The organism is Collinsella sp. HCP3S3_E11 (assembly GCF_052067375.1).
Classification (GTDB): Bacteria; Actinomycetota; Coriobacteriia; order Coriobacteriales; family Coriobacteriaceae; genus Collinsella.
This window is the reverse complement of sequence record NZ_JBQHQI010000005.1, coordinates 56,969-78,851: the sequence shown is the minus strand read 5'-3', so window position 1 is coordinate 78,851 and position 21,883 is coordinate 56,969. Positions and strand designations below refer to the sequence as shown.

Annotated in this window: 24 protein-coding genes; 14 read left to right on the top strand and 10 right to left on the bottom strand. The window is 59.5% G+C overall.

Annotated features, from left to right (window positions below; genetic code table 11):
• Positions 1–45: 45 nt before the first annotated feature.
• Positions 46–1,059 carry a dipeptidase gene (locus ACTM86_RS04820; protein ID WP_441015845.1) on the bottom strand — a complete coding sequence of 338 codons (1,014 nt, stop codon included), beginning with the start codon at positions 1,057–1,059 and terminating at the stop codon, positions 46–48.
• Positions 1,060–1,179: 120 nt separating this feature from the next.
• On the opposite strand from ACTM86_RS04820, the gene ACTM86_RS04815 reads away from it, so the two are divergent.
• The 3 genes from ACTM86_RS04815 (at position 1,180) to ACTM86_RS04805 (ending at position 3,071) form a co-directional block, all read left to right on the top strand.
• Positions 1,180–1,608, top strand: a complete 429-nt coding sequence (locus ACTM86_RS04815; protein WP_441015842.1) for an FKBP-type peptidyl-prolyl cis-trans isomerase — start codon at positions 1,180–1,182, stop codon at positions 1,606–1,608.
• Between the two features lie 3 nt (positions 1,609–1,611).
• Positions 1,612–2,190 (top strand): urease accessory protein UreE, encoded by a 579-nt coding sequence (locus ACTM86_RS04810; protein WP_441015839.1) that lies wholly within the window; start codon positions 1,612–1,614, stop codon positions 2,188–2,190.
• An 83-nt stretch (positions 2,191–2,273) separates the two neighbouring features.
• Positions 2,274–3,071, top strand: coding sequence for an HAD-IIB family hydrolase (locus ACTM86_RS04805; RefSeq protein WP_427747975.1), 798 nt, complete (start codon positions 2,274–2,276; stop codon positions 3,069–3,071).
• A gap of 75 nt (positions 3,072–3,146) precedes the next feature.
• Here ACTM86_RS04805 and ACTM86_RS04800 read toward each other — a convergent pair whose 3' ends face one another.
• The 5 genes from ACTM86_RS04800 to ACTM86_RS04780 all read right to left on the bottom strand — a co-directional run bounded on the left by ACTM86_RS04800 (position 3,147) and on the right by ACTM86_RS04780 (position 6,756).
• Positions 3,147–3,527 (bottom strand): Fur family transcriptional regulator, encoded by a 381-nt coding sequence (locus ACTM86_RS04800; RefSeq protein WP_441015836.1) that lies wholly within the window; start codon positions 3,525–3,527, stop codon positions 3,147–3,149.
• A 61-nt stretch (positions 3,528–3,588) separates the two neighbouring features.
• Complete coding sequence (locus ACTM86_RS04795; protein WP_441015833.1) at positions 3,589–3,999, bottom strand: acylphosphatase; 411 nt, start codon at positions 3,997–3,999, stop codon at positions 3,589–3,591.
• Between the two features lie 2 nt (positions 4,000–4,001).
• Positions 4,002–5,108, bottom strand: coding sequence for a Gfo/Idh/MocA family protein (locus tag ACTM86_RS04790; RefSeq protein ID WP_441015830.1), 1,107 nt, complete (start codon positions 5,106–5,108; stop codon positions 4,002–4,004).
• 74 nt (positions 5,109–5,182) lie between these two features.
• Positions 5,183–5,668 (bottom strand): ribonuclease HI, encoded by a 486-nt coding sequence (gene rnhA, locus ACTM86_RS04785; protein ID WP_427727777.1) that lies wholly within the window; start codon positions 5,666–5,668, stop codon positions 5,183–5,185.
• A 140-nt stretch (positions 5,669–5,808) separates the two neighbouring features.
• On the bottom strand, positions 5,809–6,756 hold the full coding sequence (locus ACTM86_RS04780; RefSeq protein ID WP_441015827.1) for a LysR family transcriptional regulator: 948 nt from the start codon (positions 6,754–6,756) through the stop codon (positions 5,809–5,811).
• 274 nt (positions 6,757–7,030) lie between these two features.
• Here ACTM86_RS04780 and ACTM86_RS04775 point away from each other — a divergent pair, with 274 nt between their 5' ends.
• From ACTM86_RS04775 to ACTM86_RS04765, 3 genes are all read left to right on the top strand, one after another.
• Entirely contained in the window at positions 7,031–8,341 is a 1,311-nt protein-coding gene (locus ACTM86_RS04775) for an O-acetylhomoserine aminocarboxypropyltransferase/cysteine synthase family protein (RefSeq protein WP_441015824.1), read from the top strand.
• A gap of 311 nt (positions 8,342–8,652) precedes the next feature.
• On the top strand, positions 8,653–9,429 hold the full coding sequence (locus ACTM86_RS04770) for a hypothetical protein (RefSeq protein WP_427747967.1): 777 nt from the start codon (positions 8,653–8,655) through the stop codon (positions 9,427–9,429).
• A gap of 185 nt (positions 9,430–9,614) precedes the next feature.
• Entirely contained in the window at positions 9,615–9,833 is a 219-nt protein-coding gene (locus ACTM86_RS04765) for a hypothetical protein (RefSeq protein WP_154517389.1), read from the top strand.
• 91 nt (positions 9,834–9,924) lie between these two features.
• Here the strand turns inward: ACTM86_RS04765 and ACTM86_RS04760 are convergent, their stop codons facing one another.
• Together ACTM86_RS04760 and ACTM86_RS04755 are read right to left on the bottom strand one after the other, a co-directional pair.
• Entirely contained in the window at positions 9,925–10,839 is a 915-nt protein-coding gene (locus ACTM86_RS04760) for a ketopantoate reductase family protein (protein WP_441015821.1), read from the bottom strand.
• Positions 10,840–10,956: 117 nt separating this feature from the next.
• Positions 10,957–11,151: a hypothetical protein gene (locus tag ACTM86_RS04755; protein ID WP_154517383.1), complete on the bottom strand. Its 195-nt coding sequence runs from the start codon at positions 11,149–11,151 to the stop codon at positions 10,957–10,959.
• Between the two features lie 162 nt (positions 11,152–11,313).
• On the opposite strand from ACTM86_RS04755, the gene ACTM86_RS04750 reads away from it, so the two are divergent.
• The 6 genes from ACTM86_RS04750 to ACTM86_RS04725 all read left to right on the top strand — a co-directional run bounded on the left by ACTM86_RS04750 (position 11,314) and on the right by ACTM86_RS04725 (position 17,111).
• A complete protein-coding gene (locus ACTM86_RS04750; protein WP_441015818.1) occupies positions 11,314–12,504 on the top strand; it encodes an aldo/keto reductase in 1,191 nt (396 codons plus the stop codon).
• Between the two features lie 95 nt (positions 12,505–12,599).
• Complete coding sequence (locus tag ACTM86_RS04745) at positions 12,600–13,466, top strand: deoxyribonuclease IV (RefSeq protein ID WP_441015815.1); 867 nt, start codon at positions 12,600–12,602, stop codon at positions 13,464–13,466.
• A gap of 147 nt (positions 13,467–13,613) precedes the next feature.
• Positions 13,614–14,474, top strand: a complete 861-nt coding sequence (locus ACTM86_RS04740) for an ABC transporter substrate-binding protein (RefSeq protein ID WP_118345556.1) — start codon at positions 13,614–13,616, stop codon at positions 14,472–14,474.
• Between the two features lie 116 nt (positions 14,475–14,590).
• A complete protein-coding gene (locus ACTM86_RS04735) occupies positions 14,591–15,952 on the top strand; it encodes an ABC transporter permease subunit (RefSeq protein WP_233540353.1) in 1,362 nt (453 codons plus the stop codon).
• Positions 15,953–15,964: 12 nt separating this feature from the next.
• A complete protein-coding gene (locus ACTM86_RS04730; protein WP_022094423.1) occupies positions 15,965–16,717 on the top strand; it encodes an amino acid ABC transporter ATP-binding protein in 753 nt (250 codons plus the stop codon).
• A 175-nt stretch (positions 16,718–16,892) separates the two neighbouring features.
• Positions 16,893–17,111 (top strand): heavy-metal-associated domain-containing protein, encoded by a 219-nt coding sequence (locus tag ACTM86_RS04725; protein WP_441015812.1) that lies wholly within the window; start codon positions 16,893–16,895, stop codon positions 17,109–17,111.
• A gap of 20 nt (positions 17,112–17,131) precedes the next feature.
• Here the strand turns inward: ACTM86_RS04725 and ACTM86_RS04720 are convergent, their stop codons facing one another.
• Both ACTM86_RS04720 and ACTM86_RS04715 read right to left on the bottom strand, forming a co-directional pair.
• On the bottom strand, positions 17,132–17,557 hold the full coding sequence (locus tag ACTM86_RS04720; RefSeq protein WP_441015809.1) for a hypothetical protein: 426 nt from the start codon (positions 17,555–17,557) through the stop codon (positions 17,132–17,134).
• Positions 17,550–19,076, bottom strand: a complete 1,527-nt coding sequence (locus ACTM86_RS04715; protein WP_441015892.1) for a Y-family DNA polymerase — start codon at positions 19,074–19,076, stop codon at positions 17,550–17,552. Before ACTM86_RS04715 ends, ACTM86_RS04720 begins: the two co-directional genes overlap by 8 nt.
• 280 nt (positions 19,077–19,356) lie before the next feature.
• On the opposite strand from ACTM86_RS04715, the gene ACTM86_RS04710 reads away from it, so the two are divergent.
• Together ACTM86_RS04710 and pgi are read left to right on the top strand one after the other, a co-directional pair.
• Positions 19,357–19,860 (top strand): iron-containing alcohol dehydrogenase, encoded by a 504-nt coding sequence (locus ACTM86_RS04710; RefSeq protein WP_427718555.1) that lies wholly within the window; start codon positions 19,357–19,359, stop codon positions 19,858–19,860.
• 199 nt (positions 19,861–20,059) lie between these two features.
• Entirely contained in the window at positions 20,060–21,754 is a 1,695-nt protein-coding gene (gene pgi / locus ACTM86_RS04705) for a glucose-6-phosphate isomerase (protein WP_117817172.1), read from the top strand.
• The last annotated feature ends 129 nt before the right edge of the window (positions 21,755–21,883 follow it).

The window sequence follows — 21,883 nt, the reverse complement described above, 5'->3', positions numbered from 1 at the left end:
GCATGTCGACCGTTCGGCATGCCGGCCCGCTCAAGGGATGTGAAATTAATAACGCTCAAAGAAGGCAAGCGCGTTGTCGCTGCAGAGCTTTTGCATCACGGTCTTGCCAAAATGCTTGGAGAGCATGTTCTGGAACTCGGGCATCTTGCTGGCATCGGAGAGGAAAGCGGGCACCGTGGCGCCGTCCCAGTCGCCGCCGAGCGCGATGACGTCCTCGCCGCCCAGGTCGAGCCAGTGCTCGATATGTGCCGCTAGCTGATCGAAGGTGACGTCTGCGGCGGTCTTGTCAGTTGCGTCGTTGGAAAGGAACTCGCTGCAGTAGTTGAGGCCGACGATGCCACCCATGTCGCGAATGGTGCGGAACTGGTCGTCGGTAAGGTTGCGTTTGGCGCCGCAAACCGCACGGGAGTTGGAGTGGCTGGCGACGAAGGGACGCGTGGCGCGGGCGGCGACCTCGTCAAAGCACTCATCGTTGAGATGGGAGACGTCAAGCACCATGCCGGCGTGCTCCATCTGCGTAAGTGCCTCGATGCCGGCGGCGGTGAGGCCGGCGTGGGTATCGTGTCCGCTCGCGAGCGGCCCCTGCGCGTTCCAGCTGAGTGACGACATGAGTACGCCCAAGCTCTTGAGCACCTCGATCAGCGCGGGGTCCTCGGCAAAGAACGTGGCGTTTTCGATGGTGTGGATGCAGGCGACCTTGCCGTCCTTGAGCGCAGGGCGAATGTCAGCGGCGCTGCGCACGTTGACCATGCGATCGTGGTTGAGCATGGCCTGGCCGCTCATATGCGCCATGATCTGCGCCTGGAAGCGCGCGGCGTGGGCGGAGGGAATCTCGTCGGGGACAAACGTGGCGAAGCACTGTGCCCACGGTGTGTTGCCGATCTTTGCGAGCGAGATGGCGCAGGCGTTGCCCTCGATGAGGTCGAAATCTTGCGGATGCGTCTCGTCGCCGGGGAAATAACCGTCGGTTCCGGCGGTAAAGCGCAGGTCGAGATCGAGCGTGGCCCAGCCGATGCGGTCGGCGGTGTCGCAGTGCAAGTCAAATACGGGATATGCCATGGTTCCTCCGGTTGCAGCGTTTCTTTGCAAACTGTCTTCGAATTGTATGACTAGGGTATAGTTAGCGCCATACGTTCATGGCGGCCCGCGTTGTGTGCCGCCCTTATCACGGAGGTTTCCATGTCCAACCAGGGCAAGAAGGTCAAGACTCATTATCGCGGCACGCTCGACGATGGCACGCAGTTCGATAGCTCCTACGATCGCGGCGAGCCGCTGGAGTTCACCTGCGGTGCCGGTCAGATGATCAAGGGCTTCGATGCCGCCGTTGTCGACATGCAGGTGGGCGAGAAGAAGTCCGTGCACATTCCTGCTGCCGATGCCTACGGCGAGCACAATCCCGAGATGGTTATCACCTTCCCGGCCGAGCAGGTTCCCAACATCGAGCAGATCGAGAAGGGCATGAAGCTCTTCCTGTCCACGCCGAGCGGCATGCCTGTCCCTGCCGTTGTCATCGATGTGACGCCCGAGGCCGTGACGCTCGATGCTAACCACGAGCTGGCCGGCAAGGATCTCAACTTTGATATCGAGCTCGTCGAGGTCGAGGATTAGAGTATGCCTGAACGCTTGGTTTCGACGACATGCTTGGGAAATCTCAACGATCCGTCCTATGAACTCCTGCTTCGTCGGGAGCTGGGTGGCATCTTTGAAGTTGACGAGCTGCTGCTCGATTGGGACCAGGCTGATGTTTGCGCGTTTGCGGGCGTGACGGAGCTGGGGCGCACGGTCGATGTTCGGCTGGATGCTGCCGACGGCAGTCGTCTTGCCGACGGCGACGTGCTCGCCATCGACCGTTCGGGCATGGTGCCCGTGGCGGTTGTCGTGCGCCTGCGCAGCGCCGAGGTCTATTTGGTCGAAGTCGACCGCATGGATCCGATTGCGCTCGCGCATGCGTGCTGGGAGATCGGCAATATGCACGCGCCGCTTTTCCGAGGCGATTCGGACGAGCATACCGTGCGCATGTATACGCCGGTGCAGCCTGTTTTGGGCCGCATGCTCCGGGGCGTCGAGGGTGTTCGGCTCTCGGTGGTTACCCGTGAACTCGATACGGACCGGCGCTTTGCGTCGAGTGCGGCGGAGGTCGTCGTGAGTATGGCTCCCGACTTTACGATCGTAAAAAAGGCGCGCGGTTAACGTGCGTATGAGCAAGACGGACTTTGAGAGGCAGCTATTCAAAGTCCGTCTTGCTGTTGATGAGGTGCTGTGGGGGAAAGCATATGGGTCTTGAGGGAATCAAGCTGATTGCATGCGATTTGGACGGCACGTTGCTGCATCCGGGGGAGTGCGAGCCGCGTTCCGAGGCCTTTGAGCTCATCGATGAGCTGCATCGTCGTGGCATCGTGTTTATGCCGGCGAGCGGCCGTCAATATGCGAGCTTGCGCTATCTGTTTGCCCCGGTGGCCGATGAGCTCGCCTATGTATGCGAAAACGGAGCCCTCGTGATGAGCGAGGGGCGTGCCGTTGTCAAGCGTTCCATGGAGCGTAACCTTGCTATGGATATCGCGAATGCCGTGGTTGCGTATCCCCATGCCGACGTGACCCTTTCCTGCGAGGGGCACCTCTACACCATGAGCGGCAACGATGCATTCGTCGATCATTTGCGCTACGAGGTCCATTGCGATGTGGCGGTGGTCGACCGCCCCGAGGACATCGACGAGGACGTCATTAAGATCGCGTTTCAAACGCCCGAGACAGAGCAGCCGGCGGCGCTGGAGTATTTCGTCCGTCGCTTTGGCGACCGGGTCGATGTGATGACGTCGGGAACCGAATGGACCGACTTTATCGGCTTTGATTCGGGCAAGGGGTCCGCGCTTGCCGATTATGGTCGTGCGCTGGGGATCTCACCTAACGAAATGATGGCGTTTGGCGATAATGAAAACGACCGCGACATGCTCAACGTGGTGGGCCATCCCTATCTGATGGAGAGCTGCAATCCCAGTATGCGCGGTATCAACGACCGCGTCCGTTACGTGCGCACGGTCGAAGAAGAGCTGCGTCGCCTACTTGCTGAGTAGACATTTGGGACATGCCTGGAAATCTTTCTTTTGCCGCAATCGGTGAAAAGTTGATTTTAAGGCATGCCCCAAAATCTATCTACAGTTGGGGCAAAGGCCCTCGAAGATGGTGTAGTGCGAGCTGACGCTCCATCCGATTTGTTCGGATGCCCTGGCGTCGAGCTGGGTATTGAAGGGGAGCGGCACATCGATGACGCGGCCACACGAGGTGCAGATGATATGCGCATGCGGTTCGATGGCACGATCGAAGCGGCTGCCGCCCGGCGTTTTAATCGAGAGAATCTCCCCGGCATCGGCCAAGAGATTGAGGTTGCGGTAGACCGTACCGCGGCTGATTTTGTCATCCTGCGCGCGCACGACGTTGTAGATTTCGTCGGCGGTGGGATGGTTGTAGCTTTGGCGCACGGCATCAAGAACTAGCTTTCGCTGCCTGGTATTCCTTCTTTGCACCGCCATGCACCTCGCCTCTTTTCTATTTACCGTCGTAGGTAAATGATACCGTATTTAGCACACAATACTAATAATGAGGAGTGAAACCGTCTTCATTGGCAAGTGGGGCTCGGACCTGGGCGTCTACGAGGCGAAAACGCGTTCCCATGCGCTCGTAGGAGGCATGAAGCGCCTCGAGATGAGATAGGATGTTTGCTGGAGTTCCCTGTATCTCCATCTCGACTGAGCCGTCTTCCATGTTACGCACCCAGCCGGTGAGTGCGCGTGCCTGCGCGAGGTTGGTGTTGGTAAAGCGAAAACCAACGCCTTGGACCTGTCCCTCCCAGCGCAGGAAATAGCGCAGGGGAGTGTCTTGAGTGGCCTCGTCGCTTGCGAGCACAGTAAGCCTGCGGCGCAGCTCGAGCTCGACGCCAGAGGGCTTTTGGGGCTCGCGGCTGCCGCCGGCGACGCCCGAGAAAAGCTTGTCGAAAATACCCATCGCTAGGCCTGCTTGACAGAATCGGCGGGGAAGGTAATGCCGGCCTGTTGGCGCACGGCATCCATGATGCGCAGCGAGACAAGCGTGACATCGCGATAGTGGCCAAGCTCGTGACGTCCCGCCGGGGTCTCCCAAATCTCTTCCTTGACGTTATCGATGCCGCCGATGGCGGTGATAAAGTCTGCGAGTTCGTATTCCATGGTGTTGCTCGATTTGGGAAGGTCGAGCACGCGGCCGTTGTCGCTCTGTTCGCGCGGCGCCTCGGTCGCCGAGCCGCGTACGACATCGCCGCGATAGTCGATGCGGACGTTGCGGGGCGTGGACAGATGGTCAATCTGGATAGTGCCACGCTCGCCTTCGATCTGCGAGGGCAGTAGGTCATTCGTAATTTTGGAGTGCGCGAGCTCGACGGAGATACGGCCACCGCCGTAGCTGGCGAGGATGGAACCGCAGCCATCGATGGGGCCATGGGTGAGCTCTTGCGTGGTGGGGTCGAGCAGAGTAGCCATGCTCGTAAGGCCGGAGGGCATGCCGAAGATCTCGACCATGGGCTCGACGGTGTAGACGCCAATATCCATGAGGGAGCCCGAGGCCATGTGGCAGTCGAAGATGTTGGTGGCGCGTCCCGCGAGAACCTCGTTGTAGCGTGAAGAATACTTGCCAAAGCGCAGTGAGGCGCGACGGATGGGGGCGATCTCGCCCAGGGCGTCCTCGATGGCGTGGAAAGCGGGGTCATGGAGCGGGCGCATGGCCTCGAGGGCTACGACGCCCGCCGTCTCGGCGGCGCGGAAGACTTCCAGCGCCTGCGCCTCGGTGGCGCAGAAGGGCTTCTCGACGATGACGTGCTTGCCGCTGGCGATGCAGGCAAGGGCCTGCTCGTAGTGAAGTGCGTTTGGGCTGCCGATATAGACGGCGTCGACGTCGGCGGCTGCTGCAAGCTCATCAAGTGAAGTAAAGTTTCGTTCGCCGCCGTGCTCGGCAGTAAAGGCGGCGCCGCGCTCGGCGTTGCGCGAGAGCGTGCCTACGAATACAGCCTGGTCGTTGGCATTGACGACCTGGATAAAGTCGTCGGTGATCATGGATGTGCCGATGGTCGCGATGCGCAGCATACGTCCCCCTTGCGTTGTTTTGGTCTACAGGATGAGTGTAGCGCGTGGGGATATAAAGCTGCGCGAAAACGCTATTACAGGTCGCTCTCGTTAAAGCCGGTGTCGATATCGAGGTTGACTCCATCGGCCGCAGTGGTGGCGAGCTCGTCGCAGCGCTCGTTGAGCTCGTGGCCGGCATGCCCCTTAACCCAGATGAACTCCACCTTATGCTTGCTCTTTGCGGCAAGCAGGCGCTCCCACAGGTCGCGGTTCTTAACGGGCTGCTTGTTGGCAGTTTTCCACCCGCGCTTTTTCCAACCGTCGATCCAGTGCTTGTTAAAGGCGTTGACGACGTACTGCGAGTCGGAGTGGACCTCGACCTCGCAGGGACGGTTGAGTGCCTCGAGCGCCACGATGACCGCCATGAGCTCCATGCGGTTGTTGGTGGTCTTGGCGTAGCCACGCGAAAGCTCGGAGGTGAAGGTCTTGCCGGCGGGGTTGGTGTATTTGAGCACGGCGCCGTAGCCACCGCGTCCCGGATTGGATCGAGCCGAGCCGTCGGTATAGATGATGACCTTCACAGAGTTCCTTTCGTCGAGTTCCTCTCTTGCGGCTGTCTATTGTATCGCCGGTCCATCCTGTTTTATGCGAGGCGCGCCGCTCCACAAGGATGGTGGAGACGTTGTCGCCAAGAAAGATGGGCGACCTGAATTGTCAAGAGCTAGAGGGCTTTTAAATCTGCCATTTCTATCCCGTCCCCAAATGGTTGGTTTTCGTGGATGATGCGTTCGAGTTCGTCGAGGTATTGCCGCAGCAGGGGAGAGGGCTTGCGCTCATCGTGCATGATGTAGCCCACGCGCATCGTTGGGGCGTCTGCCAACGGGATCGATGCCATGCCCCATTGCATTTCATTGGAGAGGACACCGGTCGACAAAGTGTAACCGTTCGACGTGATGAGCAGATTGGTGAGCGTGCCACGGTCGGAAACGCGGATGTTGCGGTCGCAGGGGATATAGCTAAACGGCTCCTCGGCGTAATAGAAGGAGTTCGAGGTCCCCTGCTCAAAGCTGTAGCGCGTATAGGGCGTAAGGTCGGCAAGCGATAGCTGGGGGCGGCGTGCGAGCGGATGGCGCTCGCTAACGAAGACGTGGACCGTTGCATCGAAGAGGGGATGGAAGCTTGCGCGGGCGTCGGCGAAGGCCTTCTGCAGGACGCGGGCGTTAAAGTCATCCAGATACAGAATGCCGATATCGCTGCGAAATGCGCGGACGTCGTCGATGATCTGTGACGTGGTGGTCTCGCGCATGACGAACTCAAACTTACTGTCGCGGCAGCGCTCGACGACGTTGACAAAGGCCTCGACCGAAAAAGCGTAGTGCTGGGCCGAGACGGCAAGGCGCGCCTGGGGTGTGCCGCCGTCCTCGTAGCGGGCCTCGAGCATATCGGCCTGCTCTACGACCTGGCGCGCATAGCCTAAAAGCTCGGTGCCGTCGTTGGTGAGTGTGACGCCGCGGCTGGAGCGCGTAAAGATTTCCAGACGGAGCTCCTGCTCTAGGCTTTTGACGGCGTTGGAGATATTGGATTGCGCGGTATAGAGGCGCTGAGCTGCGGCGTTAATTGAGCCGGATTCTGCCACGGCGATAAGAAAACGAAGCTGCTGGAGGGTCATCGGCACCCGTCCTTTCGATAGCTATCTAAAAAACCGATAACAGGTTAGCGCTTTTAAGTGATTGACCGCGCGAAACAGTGCTCGTACTATTCAAAACATACAAAGGAGGTAGGTAATTAAGCCGACCACGAGAACGGGATGTCAAAAGGAGGACCGCATATGAACTGCTTACTAAGACGAATGCCGGGCTCCTGCTTGCGCCCGTCGGCGTGATCAGGAGACGGCGACTTACTTCTCTTACTCTTATTACTTTTGCTTGATCAAGGAGATCATCATGAGCCAGTTTATCAACAACCCCGAGCACACCTTTGGTTTCGACACCCTGCAGCTGCACGTTGGCCAGGAGAGCGCCGACCCCGCATCCGATTCCCGCGCTGTGCCTATCTACCAGACCACGAGCTATGTGTTCCGCAACTCCCAGCACGCTGCTGACCGCTTTGGCCTTGCCGACGCCGGTAATATCTACGGTCGTCTGACCAACTCCACCCAGGGCGTCTTTGAGGACCGCATTGCCGCGCTCGAGGGCGGCGTTGCCGGTCTTGCCGTCGCCTCTGGCGCCGCCGCCATCACCTATACCCTGCAGGCCCTCGCTCAGGCCGGCGACCATGTGGTGGCCCAAAAGACCATCTACGGTGGTTCCTACAACCTGCTGGAGCACACGCTCTCCCAGTTTGGTGTCGAGACCACCTTCGTCGATGCCCACAACCTGGACGAGGTCGAGGGCGCCATCAGGGACAACACCACGGTCATTTACCTCGAGACGCTCGGTAACCCCAACTCCGATATCCCCAACATCGACGCTATCTCCGAGGTCGCTAAGAAGCATGGTCTTCCGGTTGTTGTCGATAACACCTTCGGCACCCCGTATCTGTTCCGTCCGCTGGAGCACGGCGCCAACATCGTCGTTCACTCTGCAACTAAGTTTATTGGCGGCCACGGCACCTCGTTGGGCGGCGTGATTATCGATGGCGGCAACTTTGACTGGAAGGCGAGCGGCAAGTATGCGCAGATCGCCGAGCCCAATCCCTCCTACCATGGCGTCTCGTTTACCGAGGCCGCCGGCCCCGCTGCCTTCGCGACCTATGTCCGTGCTATCTTGCTGCGTGACGAGGGCGCCTGCATTAGCCCGTTTAACGCCTGGGTCCTGCTCCAGGGCACCGAGACCCTGTCGCTGCGCGTTGACCGCCATGTCGAGAACACCAAGAAGGTCGTTGAGTTCCTGATCGGTGACGGCCATGTTGCCAAGGTGAACCACCCGAGCCTGCCCGAGCACCCCGACCATGAGCTGTACCAGAAGTATTTCCCCCGTGGCGGCGCCTCGATCTTCACCTTCGAGATCAAGGGCGGCCAAGAGGCTGCTTGGAAGTTCATCGACCACCTGCGGGTGTTTTCGCTGCTCGCCAACGTGGCCGACGTCAAGTCGCTCGTCGTGCACCCGGCTACCACCACGCACTCCCAGCTCTCTGCCGAGGAGCTTGCCGAGCAGAACATTACGCCCTCCACAATCCGTCTTTCCATTGGTACCGAGAACGCCGAGGACATCATTTGGGATCTGAAGCAGGCCTTTGCCGCGCTGGACGAGTAGGGCGACTTGTGCAAGGGCCCCTTGCGACTCGATAGGTATAACTGCATAAAATGCCTGCTCAAGGCGCCTGCGCGAACAATGGTTGCGCAGGCGCCTTTTTGCATAGGAAGGGCGCTATTACAGGGTTTTTGGCATGATTTATGCAATTGAGATGTGGAAAACTCCTGTTGAGAGGATGTGAGTTTTACGCAAATGACGTGCACCTTTTGAGAAAAACCGCAGGTCACGATTTGCTCGGGGTACTATGCAGCGCGATCGAATCACACGCAGCTTAAACGCAGCAAAAACTCACTACGGAGGTTTCCAGCTACATGAGGATCGATTCACGAAAACCGAAGGCCGCCGCCCTTTCTGCCACGCTTGCCGTGGCGCTTTTAGTGGGTGCCGGCGTAACCGATGCCCACGCGGCAACACTGTCCGACGCGGTCGGATCAACGCCGTCCGAGGCGACCCTGATGCAGCCCGTCGACTATCGTGGCGACGGCTTTGGCTCCATGCAGGAGTGGAACGCCTCGATGGGGGCCAAGCGCGATTCCCTAGAGGTCCGCGCGCAGATCATCATGAACATGTACGGTGACTATGCCACCGATGACGAGCGCGCTGTACTGCAGGGTTGTATCGACGGTGCGGGCAGTCTTTTGACGATGGAGGAGGTCGACGCGAAGTCGGCCGAGCTCGACGAGCTTCGCTCCACGCTCGAGGATGCTAAGCGCGAGGCGCTCGAGGCTGCGGCCGTCGAGGCAGAAGCTGCCGAGGCCGTTCAGGCTTCGTATTACAACGCCGGCTCCGGCTCGTCTTACGCGTCTGCTGCGTATTACGCGAACGGCTCGGGCCTGACGCGCTCGAGCGGCGTCAATAACTACAACGGTCGTCGCGAGACCTATTACAGCAGCAACGTGCTGTATCACCACCGCACGGGTGAGTGGACGCTGGATTCCGAGGGCTTTTGGCGTGATTCCGACGGCTACTACGTGGTGGCTGCGAGCGATAAGTCCCAGGGCTCGACCTTTACGGGCTCTAAGGGCGAGTGCAAGGTCTACGATTCGGGTTGCGCAGCCGGAACTACCGATTACTACACCGGTTGGTAATCTGTCGGCATCGATTGCACATGATGGACGGGCGTCTTTACTGAGCTTTCGGGCAATGTAAAGTCGCCCGTTTTTATATGCATTTGGGTTAACAGAGCCCTTACCGTGGCACTACGTTGGGCATATGGGCGCGGGGCACACTAAGTCATGAGAAACAAGGTCTTTCTCGTGGAGGAAGTGATCCCATGAACGCTCGAGATGTCGCTATTGCCGTCGTTGCCCTTTTGATCGGATGTCTTGGTCCGACGGCGGCGTTAGTTGCCGGCTTGCAGTCCACTACGGGTGCTGCTCCTGTGGTTGTGAGCGCCTTGATTGCAGCGGCGCTGCTGGGAAGCGCCGGCGTGGTGCTTTGCCGCGATGACGAGGACGAGGTCCCGGAGTCGCAAAACGAGCCTCAGTTTTAGCCTCGGCCTAAATGCGACAGGCCTTCGCGAGCGATGGGATCCTCGCGAAGGCCTGTCTGCTTACATTGCGCGCGTCGCCGTGCGGGCGAGGCTACCAGCTGCTTTCTATTTCGCGAATCCTCTGGTAGAGCCAATCGTTTTGCGGCACTTGGATATCGTGTTTGGCGGCCAGGCGGCAGATGGTGCCCGCGAACTCCTCGACTTCGGTTTTACGTTGTGCGATGCGGTCCTGCGCCATCGAGGGCATGCCGGCGGGATCGATTCCCTCGATGAGGTGCACCATCTGCGTCAGGTCTGCCTCGGTAAGCTCAACGCCCTCGGCGTTGGCGACCACAAGCGTTTCGCGCATGGCGGAAACAAAGCAGCGACGCTGCTCGGAGCCCGGTTCCGTGGCGCTCCCGTACGTGCCGCCGTAGGCCATGCAGGTCTGGTTGATGCCATCGTTGAGCATGAGTTTGGCCCACATGCGGTGCGCAATGTCGCTCTCGACGGTATGGGCGATGCCGCAGCGCGTGTAGAGCTCATCGATGGCGGTGACGGTTGCGGGCTCGGTGCCTGCTGCCGCGCCAAAGCGAATCTCGCCCGCATTGGTAAAGGTGAGCGCGCCGTTAAGGAATACGGCGTCCATGCCCTGGCAGATGCCCAGGACGGTGTGCTTCCAGCCAAAGCGCTCGGCTATTTTTTGCTCGCTCGTAATGCCGTTGCACAGCGAGGCGATGAGCGTGTTGGGTCCCACGACGCGCTCCATAGTCTTGAGTGCTTGGTTGAGCCCCGTCGTCTTGACCGTGAGAATGACCAGATCGGCGGGCGTTGCCTCGCTGGCGCGGACGGACTTGAGCGCGCAGGGCTTTCCGTTGACGGTGAGCGCATCGCCCACGTGGCGCTCGAAACGCGCGTCATCCATGACGTATTCGACGGCATCGTTGCCGAGGGTCTTGGCAATCATGCTGCCGTAGAGCAGGCCGACGCCGCCCTTGCCGATAAAGGCGACCTTGTTGATCTGCATGTGAATCATCTCCCCATATAAAAGGCGCCCGCATATGGGGCGCCTGATGGATTGTATGCCGCTGGGGCATGTGGCGTACACCGGAGGCTGAATTTAGAAGAACAAATGCATGGGAACTTATGCCGCGGGGCAGATGGCAAAAACGCGCGCGGGATATCCAACGCCATCGCGCACCTTGGGGAAGGTGCAGAAGATGACGGCGCCTGTGGCGGGAAGCTCGTCCAGATGGTCCATGACCTCAATCTGATAGCGGTCAACCGAGAGGATGTACTGCTCGCCGGGATAGGGGTAGGCGTCCTCGCGTGTGGTCACGCTCGCCTCCTTTCATCGGGCTTTTTGCTGATGTTAAAGCGCTGCCATGACGACTCGATTTCTGTTGGGTTACGATACGTTCTCGATTGCGATTCCGATGTGTTTCGGTGGCGTGACGGGTTTGTTTCGCCGCGTCAGAGCTTCGATGGGGGAGGAGGGGCCGTGCAGTATCGCGTTGACCCCAAAAGCGGTAACCGTATCTCGGCGTTGGGGCTGGGGTGCATGAGGTTTCCCGGTGCGCCGGGACGCCCCGATGCGAAGACAGCCGATGCTATCGTTTCCCGCGCCGTGGAGCAGGGGATAAATTACCTGGATACGGCTTATCTTTATCCCGGCAACGAGGCTTGCGTAGGCGCTTCGCTTGAGCGCTTGGGCCTGCGCGACCAGGTTTTGCTCGCGACCAAGCTGCCGCACGCCTCGTGCAAGTGCGCGGAGGATTTCGACCGTTTCTTTGATGAGCAGCTGCGCCGCCTGCGGACTGACCATATCGACTACTACCTCATGCACAACATCACCTCGCCCGCCCAGTGGGAACGCGTGGTGGCACTGGGTATCGAGGATTGGATTGTGCGCCAAAAGGCTGCGGGGCGTATTCGCCGGATCGGTTTTTCGTATCACGGCAGCGCGGCGGATTTCCTGAAGATGCTTGACGCATATGACTGGGATTTTTGCCAGATACAGTACAACTATGCCGGCGAGCGTTACCAAGCGGGAACGGCGGGGCTCATGGCCGCCGCCGAGCGAGGCCTCGCGGTGTTTGTGATGGAGCCGCTTTTGGGCGGACGCCTGGCGGGCAAGCTGCCGCCGCGGGCCCGCGCTGTGCTCGATAGCGCCCGTGACCCGCATTTGTGCACTCCTGCCGCTTGGGGGCTTTCGTGGGTGTGGAATCATCCTCAGGTGACGATGCTGCTTTCGGGTATGACCGATACCGCGCAGGTGGATGAGAACGCGGCGTTGGCCGATCGGGCCCTGCCGGATTCGATGACAGCTACTCAGCTCGATGCCATCGCGCACGTGCTGACGGAGTTTGAAAAATCGAATCGCGTGCCCTGCACGGGATGCGGTTACTGCATGCCGTGTCCTAAAGGCATCAATATTCCTGGGTGTTTTGCCGCCTACAACGCAAGCTATGCGCACAGCTGGTTTACGGGTCTATCGCAGTATTTTACGGCGAGCGCGGTGCGCACAAGCGAGCCCAAGTTGGTGAGCAATTGCGTCAAATGCGGCAAATGCGCGCGGCACTGCCCGCAGCATATCGATATTCCCGAGCGTCTCGACGACGTACGCCGCCGTTTTCAGCCTGGACCCGTGACGGCGGTGCTTAAGGCCTTCGACAAAACGCGCTCCTCATGACCCTTTTATAACTTGCGGTGGAATAGTTCCTGTTTGCGGCAGAATAAGGCATCAACAGGAACTATTTCACCGTAACTGATGAGGGGGAGCTGGGGATGCTGACGATTGGGTGTCACCTATCCACGACGAAGGGCTATCGGGCGATGGGGGAGACGGCGCTATCCATTGGCGCCAATACCTTTGCATTCTTTACGCGCAACCCGCGCGGCGGCAAGGCAAAAGACCTTGACATGGATGACGTGGCGGCCCTGCGCGAGCTTATGGAACAAAACGATTTTGGTCCCCTCGTGGCCCATGCTCCGTATACCTATAACCCCTGCTCGGCCAAAGAGCGGGCGCGCGAGTTTGCCCTGGAGGCCATGGCTGAGGATCTGCAGCGTCTGGAAGCGCTGCCCGGTAACTACTACAATTTCCATCCCGGTGCGCATGTGGGACAGGGCTCCGACGCCGGCATTCAGATGATCGTCGACACCCTGTGCCAGGTGATGTTTGAGGGCCAGCAGACGACGGTGCTGCTCGAGACCATGGCTGGCAAGGGCACCGAGGTGGGCCGCAGCTTTGAGGAACTGGCGATCATCATCGAGGGCGTTGCTGACAGGCGCCCCGAGCTGTCGGCCAAGCTGGGCGTTTGCCTGGACACCTGCCATGTAAATGACGCCGGCTATGATATCGTCCAAGATCTTGACGGTGTGCTCGACGAGTTCGATCGTGTGGTTGGTATCGAGCGCCTGCGCGCTGTGCATATCAATGATTCCAAGAATCCCCGCGGTGCCCATAAGGACCGGCATGAGTGCATCGGCAAGGGTTACCTCGGCAGCGAGGAACTTGGCGGTGGAATGCAAGTTATGCAGAATATTGTATCGAATAGCCGCCTGCGATCACTGCCATTCATTTTGGAAACGCCGAACGAACTTGCAGGTTATGCGGCTGAAATTAAACTATTAAGGTCATTGCAGCAGTAATGACTGTCATAAAGTGGAGTGTTCCATTCACGTTATGGGTTTGTTTCAATCAGTTTTCTAATTGCAGATTCTCTCACGCGGGTGCATAATAGCCCTCAGTTTTTGCAGGCCCCTGAATCACATGGGGCCATTGGAAGGAGACTGATTATGAAGCTGAAGAAGCTTGGCGCATTTGCCGCCACGGGCGCCATGGCGCTCGCCCTCGCACTGACGGGCTGCGGCTCGTCCAACGCCACCTCTGGTTCTGATGCCGGTTCCAGCAGCTCTGACGACGCTAAGGTCGAGAAGGTCGACGGCTCCAAGGAGTACGCGCTCGTCAAGGATGGTACGCTGACCGTCGGCACCTCTGCCGAGTACGCTCCGTTTGAGTACAAGGATGACAACGGCGATTATCAGGGCTTTGACCTTGAGCTCATCAAGGCTATCGGCGACAAGCTGGGCCTGGATGTCGAGTACGTCAACAACGACTTCGACACGCTCGTCCCCGGCGTCGCTTCGGGCACCAAGTATGACGTCTCCATTGCGGCTATCACCGACACGCCCGAGCGTGAGAAGGAAGTCGCTTTCTCCGATTCCTACTACATGGACGATCAGGCTATCGTGACCAAGGTCGATAACACCGACATCACGGCCGACAATTACAGCGAGAAGCTCAACAACGCCGACGCTACCATTATCGTCCAGTCTGGCTCGACCGCCGAGGCCTTTGCCCAGGAGAACTTCCCCAAGGCCAAGATCGTCCCCTACAAGGACGCTACCGAGTGCTTCAGCGCCCTGCAGTCCGATAAGGGCGATGCCGTAGTCACCAACCGCTCCGTTGCGAGCCAGCTGACCGCCGAGCAGTTCAATACCTGCCACACGGTTAAACAGATCAGCACCGGCGAGGAGTACGCTATTGCCATCAACCAGGGCAATACCAAGCTCAAGGACGACATCAACCAGGCCATCAAGGACCTGACCGACGACGGCACCGTTGACGCCCTTATGGCTAAATACAACATCAAGTAAACAGATACTTGATTGCGTGTGGGCCCTTTCCGTTTAGCGGAGAGGGCCTTTGCGCTTCTCTCGACGGAGAGTGTTTCCGTCTCTTTTTGCCGGCAACTTCTACGATAGGAGCCACCTTGTCTCGACTGAACAAAGGGGCCGCTGAGCAGCGTTCTTCACTACCCGCCTTGCTCCAAAAGCTAGCCTGTGTCATGGCCGTGGCGCTCGCGCTGGTGTGCGTGGGGGCATCTGCGCCCTCGACTGCCCAAGCGCTTGAGACCGCAAAGATTACCGCCCGACCCAACACCGGTTCGGGCAGCGATGTGGTCGGCGGCACCGAGACACGCATTACCTGGGAAGTTCAGGCCGATGCCGACGAGGAGCTGAGCGGTCTTTCGCTGACGTTTGTCGACGGCACGACGTTTGGTACCGATGACACGCGATTGACGATGCTCTCGGGCGAGGACCTCATGGATCGCACACCCATGAAGCCCACGTGCACGGCTGATGGCCAGACGCTCAAGATCGACTTTGGCGAGACGGCGCCTGCCGGCGGCTTTTTCCGTGTCGAGGTGTACGGCGTGACCTTCCCCGTCGAAGGCGGCGACGAGGCCTTTAGCGGCACCTATACGCTCGCCGACGGTTCGACCAAGAAGATTTCCAAGATTCCTTCCGTCGAGATTAAGGGCGTGACGGCCTTCGATAACTTCCAGGCCGATCTTAAGGAACAGCCGTGGGTCGAGGCTTGGAATTCCAATATGTTCCTGCGTCTGTTCTTGAACCCGGTCATTTTGGTCCAGAGCCTGCCGGTCGTATTTAAGGGCTTCCTTATGTCGCTCTCGATCGTGCTTGTGGCGTTTCCGCTGGCAATCCCCTTTGGCTTTGCCTTGTCGCTCATGCGCATCTCCAAGTCGCGCATCCTGCGCTGTCTTGCCGGCATCTACGTGAATATCATCCGTGGTACGCCGGCGTTCCTGCAGATCTATATCGCGTTCTTTGGCCTGCCACTTGCCGGCGTCAAGGTTGACGACTACGTCTTGGGCGTTATCGTCATGGCCATGAACTCGTCTGCGTACCTGTGCGAGATCTTCCGTGCCGGTATTCAGTCGATCCCCAAGGGCCAAAACGAGGCTGCCCGCTCGCTGGGCATGAATGCCTTCCAGACGTTGCTCTACGTTATGATTCCGCAGACGTTCCGCAATGTCCTGCCTACGCTGACCAGCGAGTTTATCCTGCTTTACAAGGATACGTCGCTGCTCGCCGCCGTGGGCGTGGTCGAGATCGTCATGAATGCCCGCACCATCGTGGCGACGACGGGCTCCATCACGCCGTATGTGGTTGCCGCCCTGTTCTATCTGGTCATTACCCTGCCGCTTGCGCGCTTGGTGAGCGGTCTTGAGGCGAGACTTCTGGGGACGGCCGAAACCAAAAAGAAGCGTCCCACCAAGAGCGCCGGACAGGTTGTCGCGACACCCGCCGATCATATTGCAGGTCTGTAAGGAGGTTCTATTATGAGCGAAACCAATAACTCGAACGAGGTCGTCGTCAGCATCAAGAATCTCCAGAAGGCCTTTGGCGATAACGTGGTCCTGCGCGACATCGATCTGGATGTGCACAAGGGTGAGGTCGTCGTGGTCCTGGGCCCCTCGGGCTCGGGCAAGTCGACGATGCTTCGCTGCATCAACCGTCTTGAGGAGCCCACGAGCGGCTCGATTGTCGTCGAGGGCGTGGATGTGTGCGCCAAGGGCGTCGACCTCAATAAGGTGCGTACGCACTTGGGCATGGTGTTTCAGCAGTTCAATCTGTTTCCGCACCTGTCGGTCAAAAAGAACGTCATGCTTGCGCAACAAAAGGTGCTCAAGCGCAGCAAGGAAGAGGCCGAGAAGATTGCCGTCGAGGAGCTGACCAAGGTCGGTCTGGCCGAGCGCATCGATTTTATGCCGAGCCAGCTTTCGGGCGGCCAGCAGCAGCGCGTGGCCATCGCCCGCGCCCTGTCGATGAACCCGCACGTGATGCTCTTTGATGAGGCCACGTCGGCGCTTGACCCCGAGCTCGTCCGCGACGTTCTGGGTGTCATGCGCGATCTTGCGCGTGACGGCATGACGATGATCGTGGTGACGCACGAGATGGGCTTTGCCCGCGACGTCGCCGACCGCGTCGTCTTTATGGACGGCGGCGTTATCGTGGAGGAGGGCACGCCGAGCGAGGTCTTCGACCATCCCAAGAGCGAGCGCACCAAGGCGTTTTTGGGCAACATCTCGTAGCTGCTTTATGTGGCTGACATAGCAGAAAACTGTAAACATCATTGTGCTTGCCGTAATTGCCGCCGGCTTATTTTTTGGATTCCGGCGTATTGTCGCATCGACGCATGGCAAATGCTGTTGCGGCGATGGGGCGGGCAGAAAGAAGGTCAAGAGGGTCGCGGTCGCGGACACCGATGTGTCTCACTACCCCTATAGCGATGAGCTGCTTATTGGCGGTATGAGCTGCCGCGGCTGCGCGCAAAATGTGACGAACGTCCTCAACGCTCTCGATGGCATTTGGGCCACGGTGACGTATACAGACCACACGGCGTGCATCCGTTCTAAAAACCCGATCGATCGTGAGGTGCTTGAGGCTGCCGTGAGGGATGCGGGCTATTACGTCATAAAGCCGTAGGGCCGGGCGTGCGCTTGCGCCTAGGCTCGGCCGCGCAGCTCGATGTCTTGGATATCGTCGAAGCCGATGGCGATGTCTCGGAGTTTGAGCAGCTTGAACGCGGGGAGCACTTCGTCGAGAATGCCGGTGCGGCTGCGATAGCCGTATGTATCGTAATAAGTAACGCGCACCAAGTCGCCGCGTTTGAGGCCCTCGAGCTTTTTTGAAAGCTCGAGGGCTTTTTCTTCCGTGAGTTCGCATTTGGGCTCAACAGAGATCTCTTGTTTGCGCACGAGCTCGTAGTATCCCGTGAGGGCGGCAAAGGGCATAAACTGCGCGGCGCGGTTGGCGCGAACGGCACCGTTAGCGGTGAGCTTGGGGTCGGCGGCGCGACGCCTTCCCTCGGGGTCCGCCAGGCGTTCAAAAGGCGTCGGTGGCCGCATCGGCTGTTGTTGGGCCTTAGGCACGGTGTCCTCCTACCTGATCGTTGCGTTCGCGTGCGGTGGCGCCGGCGGTAAAGCTTAATCCCTTGACCAGGGCGTTCTTGCCGTACTTGCCCTTCACGGCCAGAACGGCGCGGGCCAGGTCACGCTCGCGTTCATCGGCCTTAACATCGCTAAACAGATCGATGGTGGCAAATTCCTCGGGCATGAGGTTGCCAAAGCCCAAATTGATGCGCTTGACCGGTCGTTTGGGATCGACGGTCTGCGCCCAGAGCTCATCGAAATAGCCCATGATCTTCTTAAACGAATTGGTGCGCTCGGGCAGCTTGCGCGAAGCGTTAGAGTGCGCAAAGAGCGCGGCATAGCCGCCACGCGGTTTGCCGCCATGCTCTCCCACAAAGATGCCGTCGATTGCCTGTGCCTCGCGCACCAGACGGCGTCGTTCGTCATCGCGCTGGACGGGCTTGGGTGCACGGGGTGCGAGCTCGGGGCCTGCGGTTGCGGCGGGTTCGATGCTCGAAGTGCTCGAACGCACATGTCCGCATCCGTCTACATATTGCGCTGTGCCGCTGGCGTCGAGGCGGCGTATGTCGGCGCGCTCGCTCGCGTAGCCCACAAAGAGCGAGATGCTGTCGCAGACCACGTGCTTATCGACCAAGTCCAGTACGGCGGCATCGACCATCTCGCGCAAGACGGTGTAGGCCTGCTCGTAGGCATAACCCTTCGAGAGCACTTGTCCTGTGGTGGTTGAAGTTGCCTGCGGGCGATAGGCCTGAATATCGGCGATAGTTGTCGGCTCGCGCCCAAAGGCGTGGTCGATGAGATACTCGGCATTGACGCCGAGTTCGTCGTAAAGCAGGTTTTCGTCGAGCGCGGCGACACCCATCAGATCGTATACCCCGTACTTTTCGAGGCGGGCTGCCACGCCGGGGCCGATGCCCCAGATATCGGTGATGGGGCGATGGGGCCAGATCTCCTTGCGAAAGGTCTCGTCGTCGAGTATACCGATGCGGCTGGGTACGTGCTTAGCGGTAATGTCGAGCGCCACCTTGGCCTGGAATAGGTTGGGGCCGATGCCGACTGTCGCCGTGATGCCGGTGCGCGCGAGGACCTCATCGCGCAGCATGCAGGCAAAGCTTTTGGCATTGGTATGGTAGAGCTCTAGATAGGGTGTCACGTCGATAAAGCACTCGTCAATTGAGTAGACGTGAACGTCTTGCGGACTGACGTATTCAAGGTAGATACCGTAGATCTGCGCCGACACCTCCATGTAGTGCTGCATGCGCGGTACGGCCTTGATGTAGTCGATGCCGTCGGGAATCTCAAACAGACGGCAGCGGTTGTGTATCCCGAGGTCTTTCATGGCCTGGGTAATGGCGAGGCAGATGGTCGTACGCCCGCGTGATTCGTCGGCAACGACCAGGTGGGTGGTGAGCGGATCGAGCCCGCGGTCGACGCACTCGACGCTGGCATAAAACGTCTTGAGGTCGATGCAGATATAGGTGTGACACCCGTGCCCCACGCGTCCTCCCATCAAACACATGTTCTTATCGAATACATGTTCGATAATACCCGCTCGTCCGGACATCGTCAAAACCTGCCAAAAAGGGACAGGTTTATTTTGGTAGGTAAAACGCTTGACCGACCAAAACAAACCTGTCCCTTTTTGGCAGGTATGGTCGGGCGGTTGCATCGGGTTTTAACGCAGCTCTAAAGAGCGCGAAACAGCTCGGAAAACCTCGCTTCGTAGCATGAGCCTAGCGATCGATACCACCATAAAGCACGGAAGGGTTGTGGGGATAATGGTCAACTATGGGTTTGGTATGCCGACGCGCCTTGTTGCGGATGGAGACGTGGCTCGCTGGTGTGGACGATTGGTCGCTCACTACGGCGGCACCAAGGCGCTGGTGGTGCTGGGTGGCGACAAACATACGCGCGATGAGCTTGTCTCGGCGGCGCTCGGCTCGCTTGACCGAGCTCTGCTCGAGCGCGTGCTTTTTCGTTGCGGCTCGGTTGAGGGCGACGGGGGAGACGAGCTGATCGACGAAGCTGTGGCCCTGGCGACCGACGAAGGCGTGGACTTTGTCCTGGCGATCGGCGATGCCGATACTGCTGGCTTTGCGCGCGAACTCGCGCGTCGCATGGCGGCGCTCGATGCCGGCGAAGACGGTTTTGTCCCTTATGGATGTATCGTCTCGGAGGGCAAAGTGCCTGCCGTCGTGGGGGCCGGCGAGGTTCCCGTTTTTGCCATCATCGCGCCCGAACTGCTTGAGGGCATTGGGTCTCCTCTGCGTGAGTTGCTCGGCAGCGTGTGCGCCGCGGCGTAATGTCTGCCATAAAGAGATGGGCTATTTTTGGTAGGTAAAGCGTTTGACCTGCCAAAATAAACCTGTCCCTTTTTGGTCGGTCGCCGTTTGGGGGCGGATTGGCAACGCTCGCTGATTACGGTCTTGACCTGCGCTAGAATAGGGGCATCTGATTATCCGGGCGCATGGAGGTTTGCGCCTGTATGTTGAGGAGGACTTTATGGCAACTGTTGCCGCACCTATCGACGCTACGTCGACCGCCGCTTGGAAGGCGCTCGAGGCTCATCAGGAGAAGCTCGAGGCCGAAGGTATCGACCTCAAGGCCTGGTTCGCTGCCGATGCAGAGCGCGTGAACAAGCTGAGCTTTGACGCCGGTGACCTGCACTTCGACCTGTCCAAGAACCTGGTGACCGATGAGACCGTCAAGCTGCTGTGCGATCTTGCCCGCGAGGTGAAGCTCGAGGAGCGCCGCGACGCCATGTTCTCCGGCGAGCACATCAACACCACCGAGGACCGCGCCGTCCTGCACACCGCGCTGCGCCGTCCGGCAAGCGAGAAGGGCCAGCTCATCGTTGACGGCCAGGACGTCGTCGCCGACGTGCACGAGGTCCTCGACCGCATGTACGCCTTTGCCGAGCGCGTGCGCTCCGGTGAGTGGAAGGGCGTTACCGGCAAGAAGATCGAGCATCTGGTGTCCATCGGCATCGGTGGCTCCGATCTGGGCCCGGTCATGGCCTACGAGGCCCTGCGTCCCTACGCCGACGCCGGTATCGACTGCCGCTATATCTCCAACATCGACCCCAACGACCAAGCCGAGAAGCTCAAGGGCCTGGATCCCGAGACCACGCTCGTGATTATCGTCTCCAAGACCTTCACCACGCTCGAGACCCTCACCAACGCTCGCGAGGTCAAGACCTGGATGCTCGAGCAGCTCAAGGCTCAGGGTGCCATCGACGGCTCCGATGAGCAGAACGCCGAGGCCGTGGCCAAGCACTTCGTTGCCGTTTCCACCGCACTCGACAAGGTCGAGGCCTTCGGCATCGACCCCGCTAACGCCTTTGGTTTCTGGAACTGGGTCGGCGGCCGCTATTCCGTCGACTCCGCCGTGGGTCTGTCGCTGATCGTCGTGCTCGGTCCCGAGCGCTTCCAGCAGTTCCTCGAGGGTTTCCACGCCATCGACGAGTACTTCTGCAATACCCCGCTCGAGAACAACGCCGTCGCGCTGATGGGCCTGCTCAACGTCTGGTACGTCAACTTCTTCGGTTCCAAGAGCCACGCCGTGCTGCCGTACTGCCAGTACCTGCACCGCTTCCCGGCCTACCTGCAGCAGCTCACCATGGAGTCCAACGGCAAGCATGTCCGCTGGGACGGCAGCGCCGTGACCTCCGACACCGGTGAGATCTTCTGGGGCGAGCCCGGCACCAACGGTCAGCACGCCTTCTACCAGCTGCTGCACCAGGGCACCGTGGTGGTCCCGGCCGATTTCATCGCCTTCGCCAATACCGCCAACCCTGCGACCGATAGCGGTCAGGACGTGCATGAGCTGTTCCTGGGCAACTTCCTGGCCCAGACCAAGGCGCTCGCCTTTGGTAAGACGGCCGACGAGGTTCGTGCCGAGGGCACGCCCGAGCAGATCGTCCCGGCCCGTTGCTTTGAGGGCAACCGCCCGACGACCTCGATCTTCGGCGATACGTTGACCCCGTTCGCACTCGGCGAGCTCATCGCCCTGTACGAGCACATCACGTTTGTCGAGGGCACGGTCTGGGGCATCGACTCCTACGACCAGTGGGGCGTCGAGCTGGGCAAGCAGCTTGCCAAGCAGATTACCCCGGCCTTCCACGACGACGCCGCCAAGGCCGAGCAGGACGCTTCGACCCAGGCGCTCATCGAGTTCTATCGCGCGCATCGTAAGTAGTCTTTACGGCCGAGTTGGCTTATGACTGAAAGGGGCCCGTATCCGTTGGGATGCGGGCCCCTTTGCTATTTGAGTGGGCATGAGGGCGTATTGAGGGGGGGATGTCTTGCAGTCGGCATCCGCGTACGG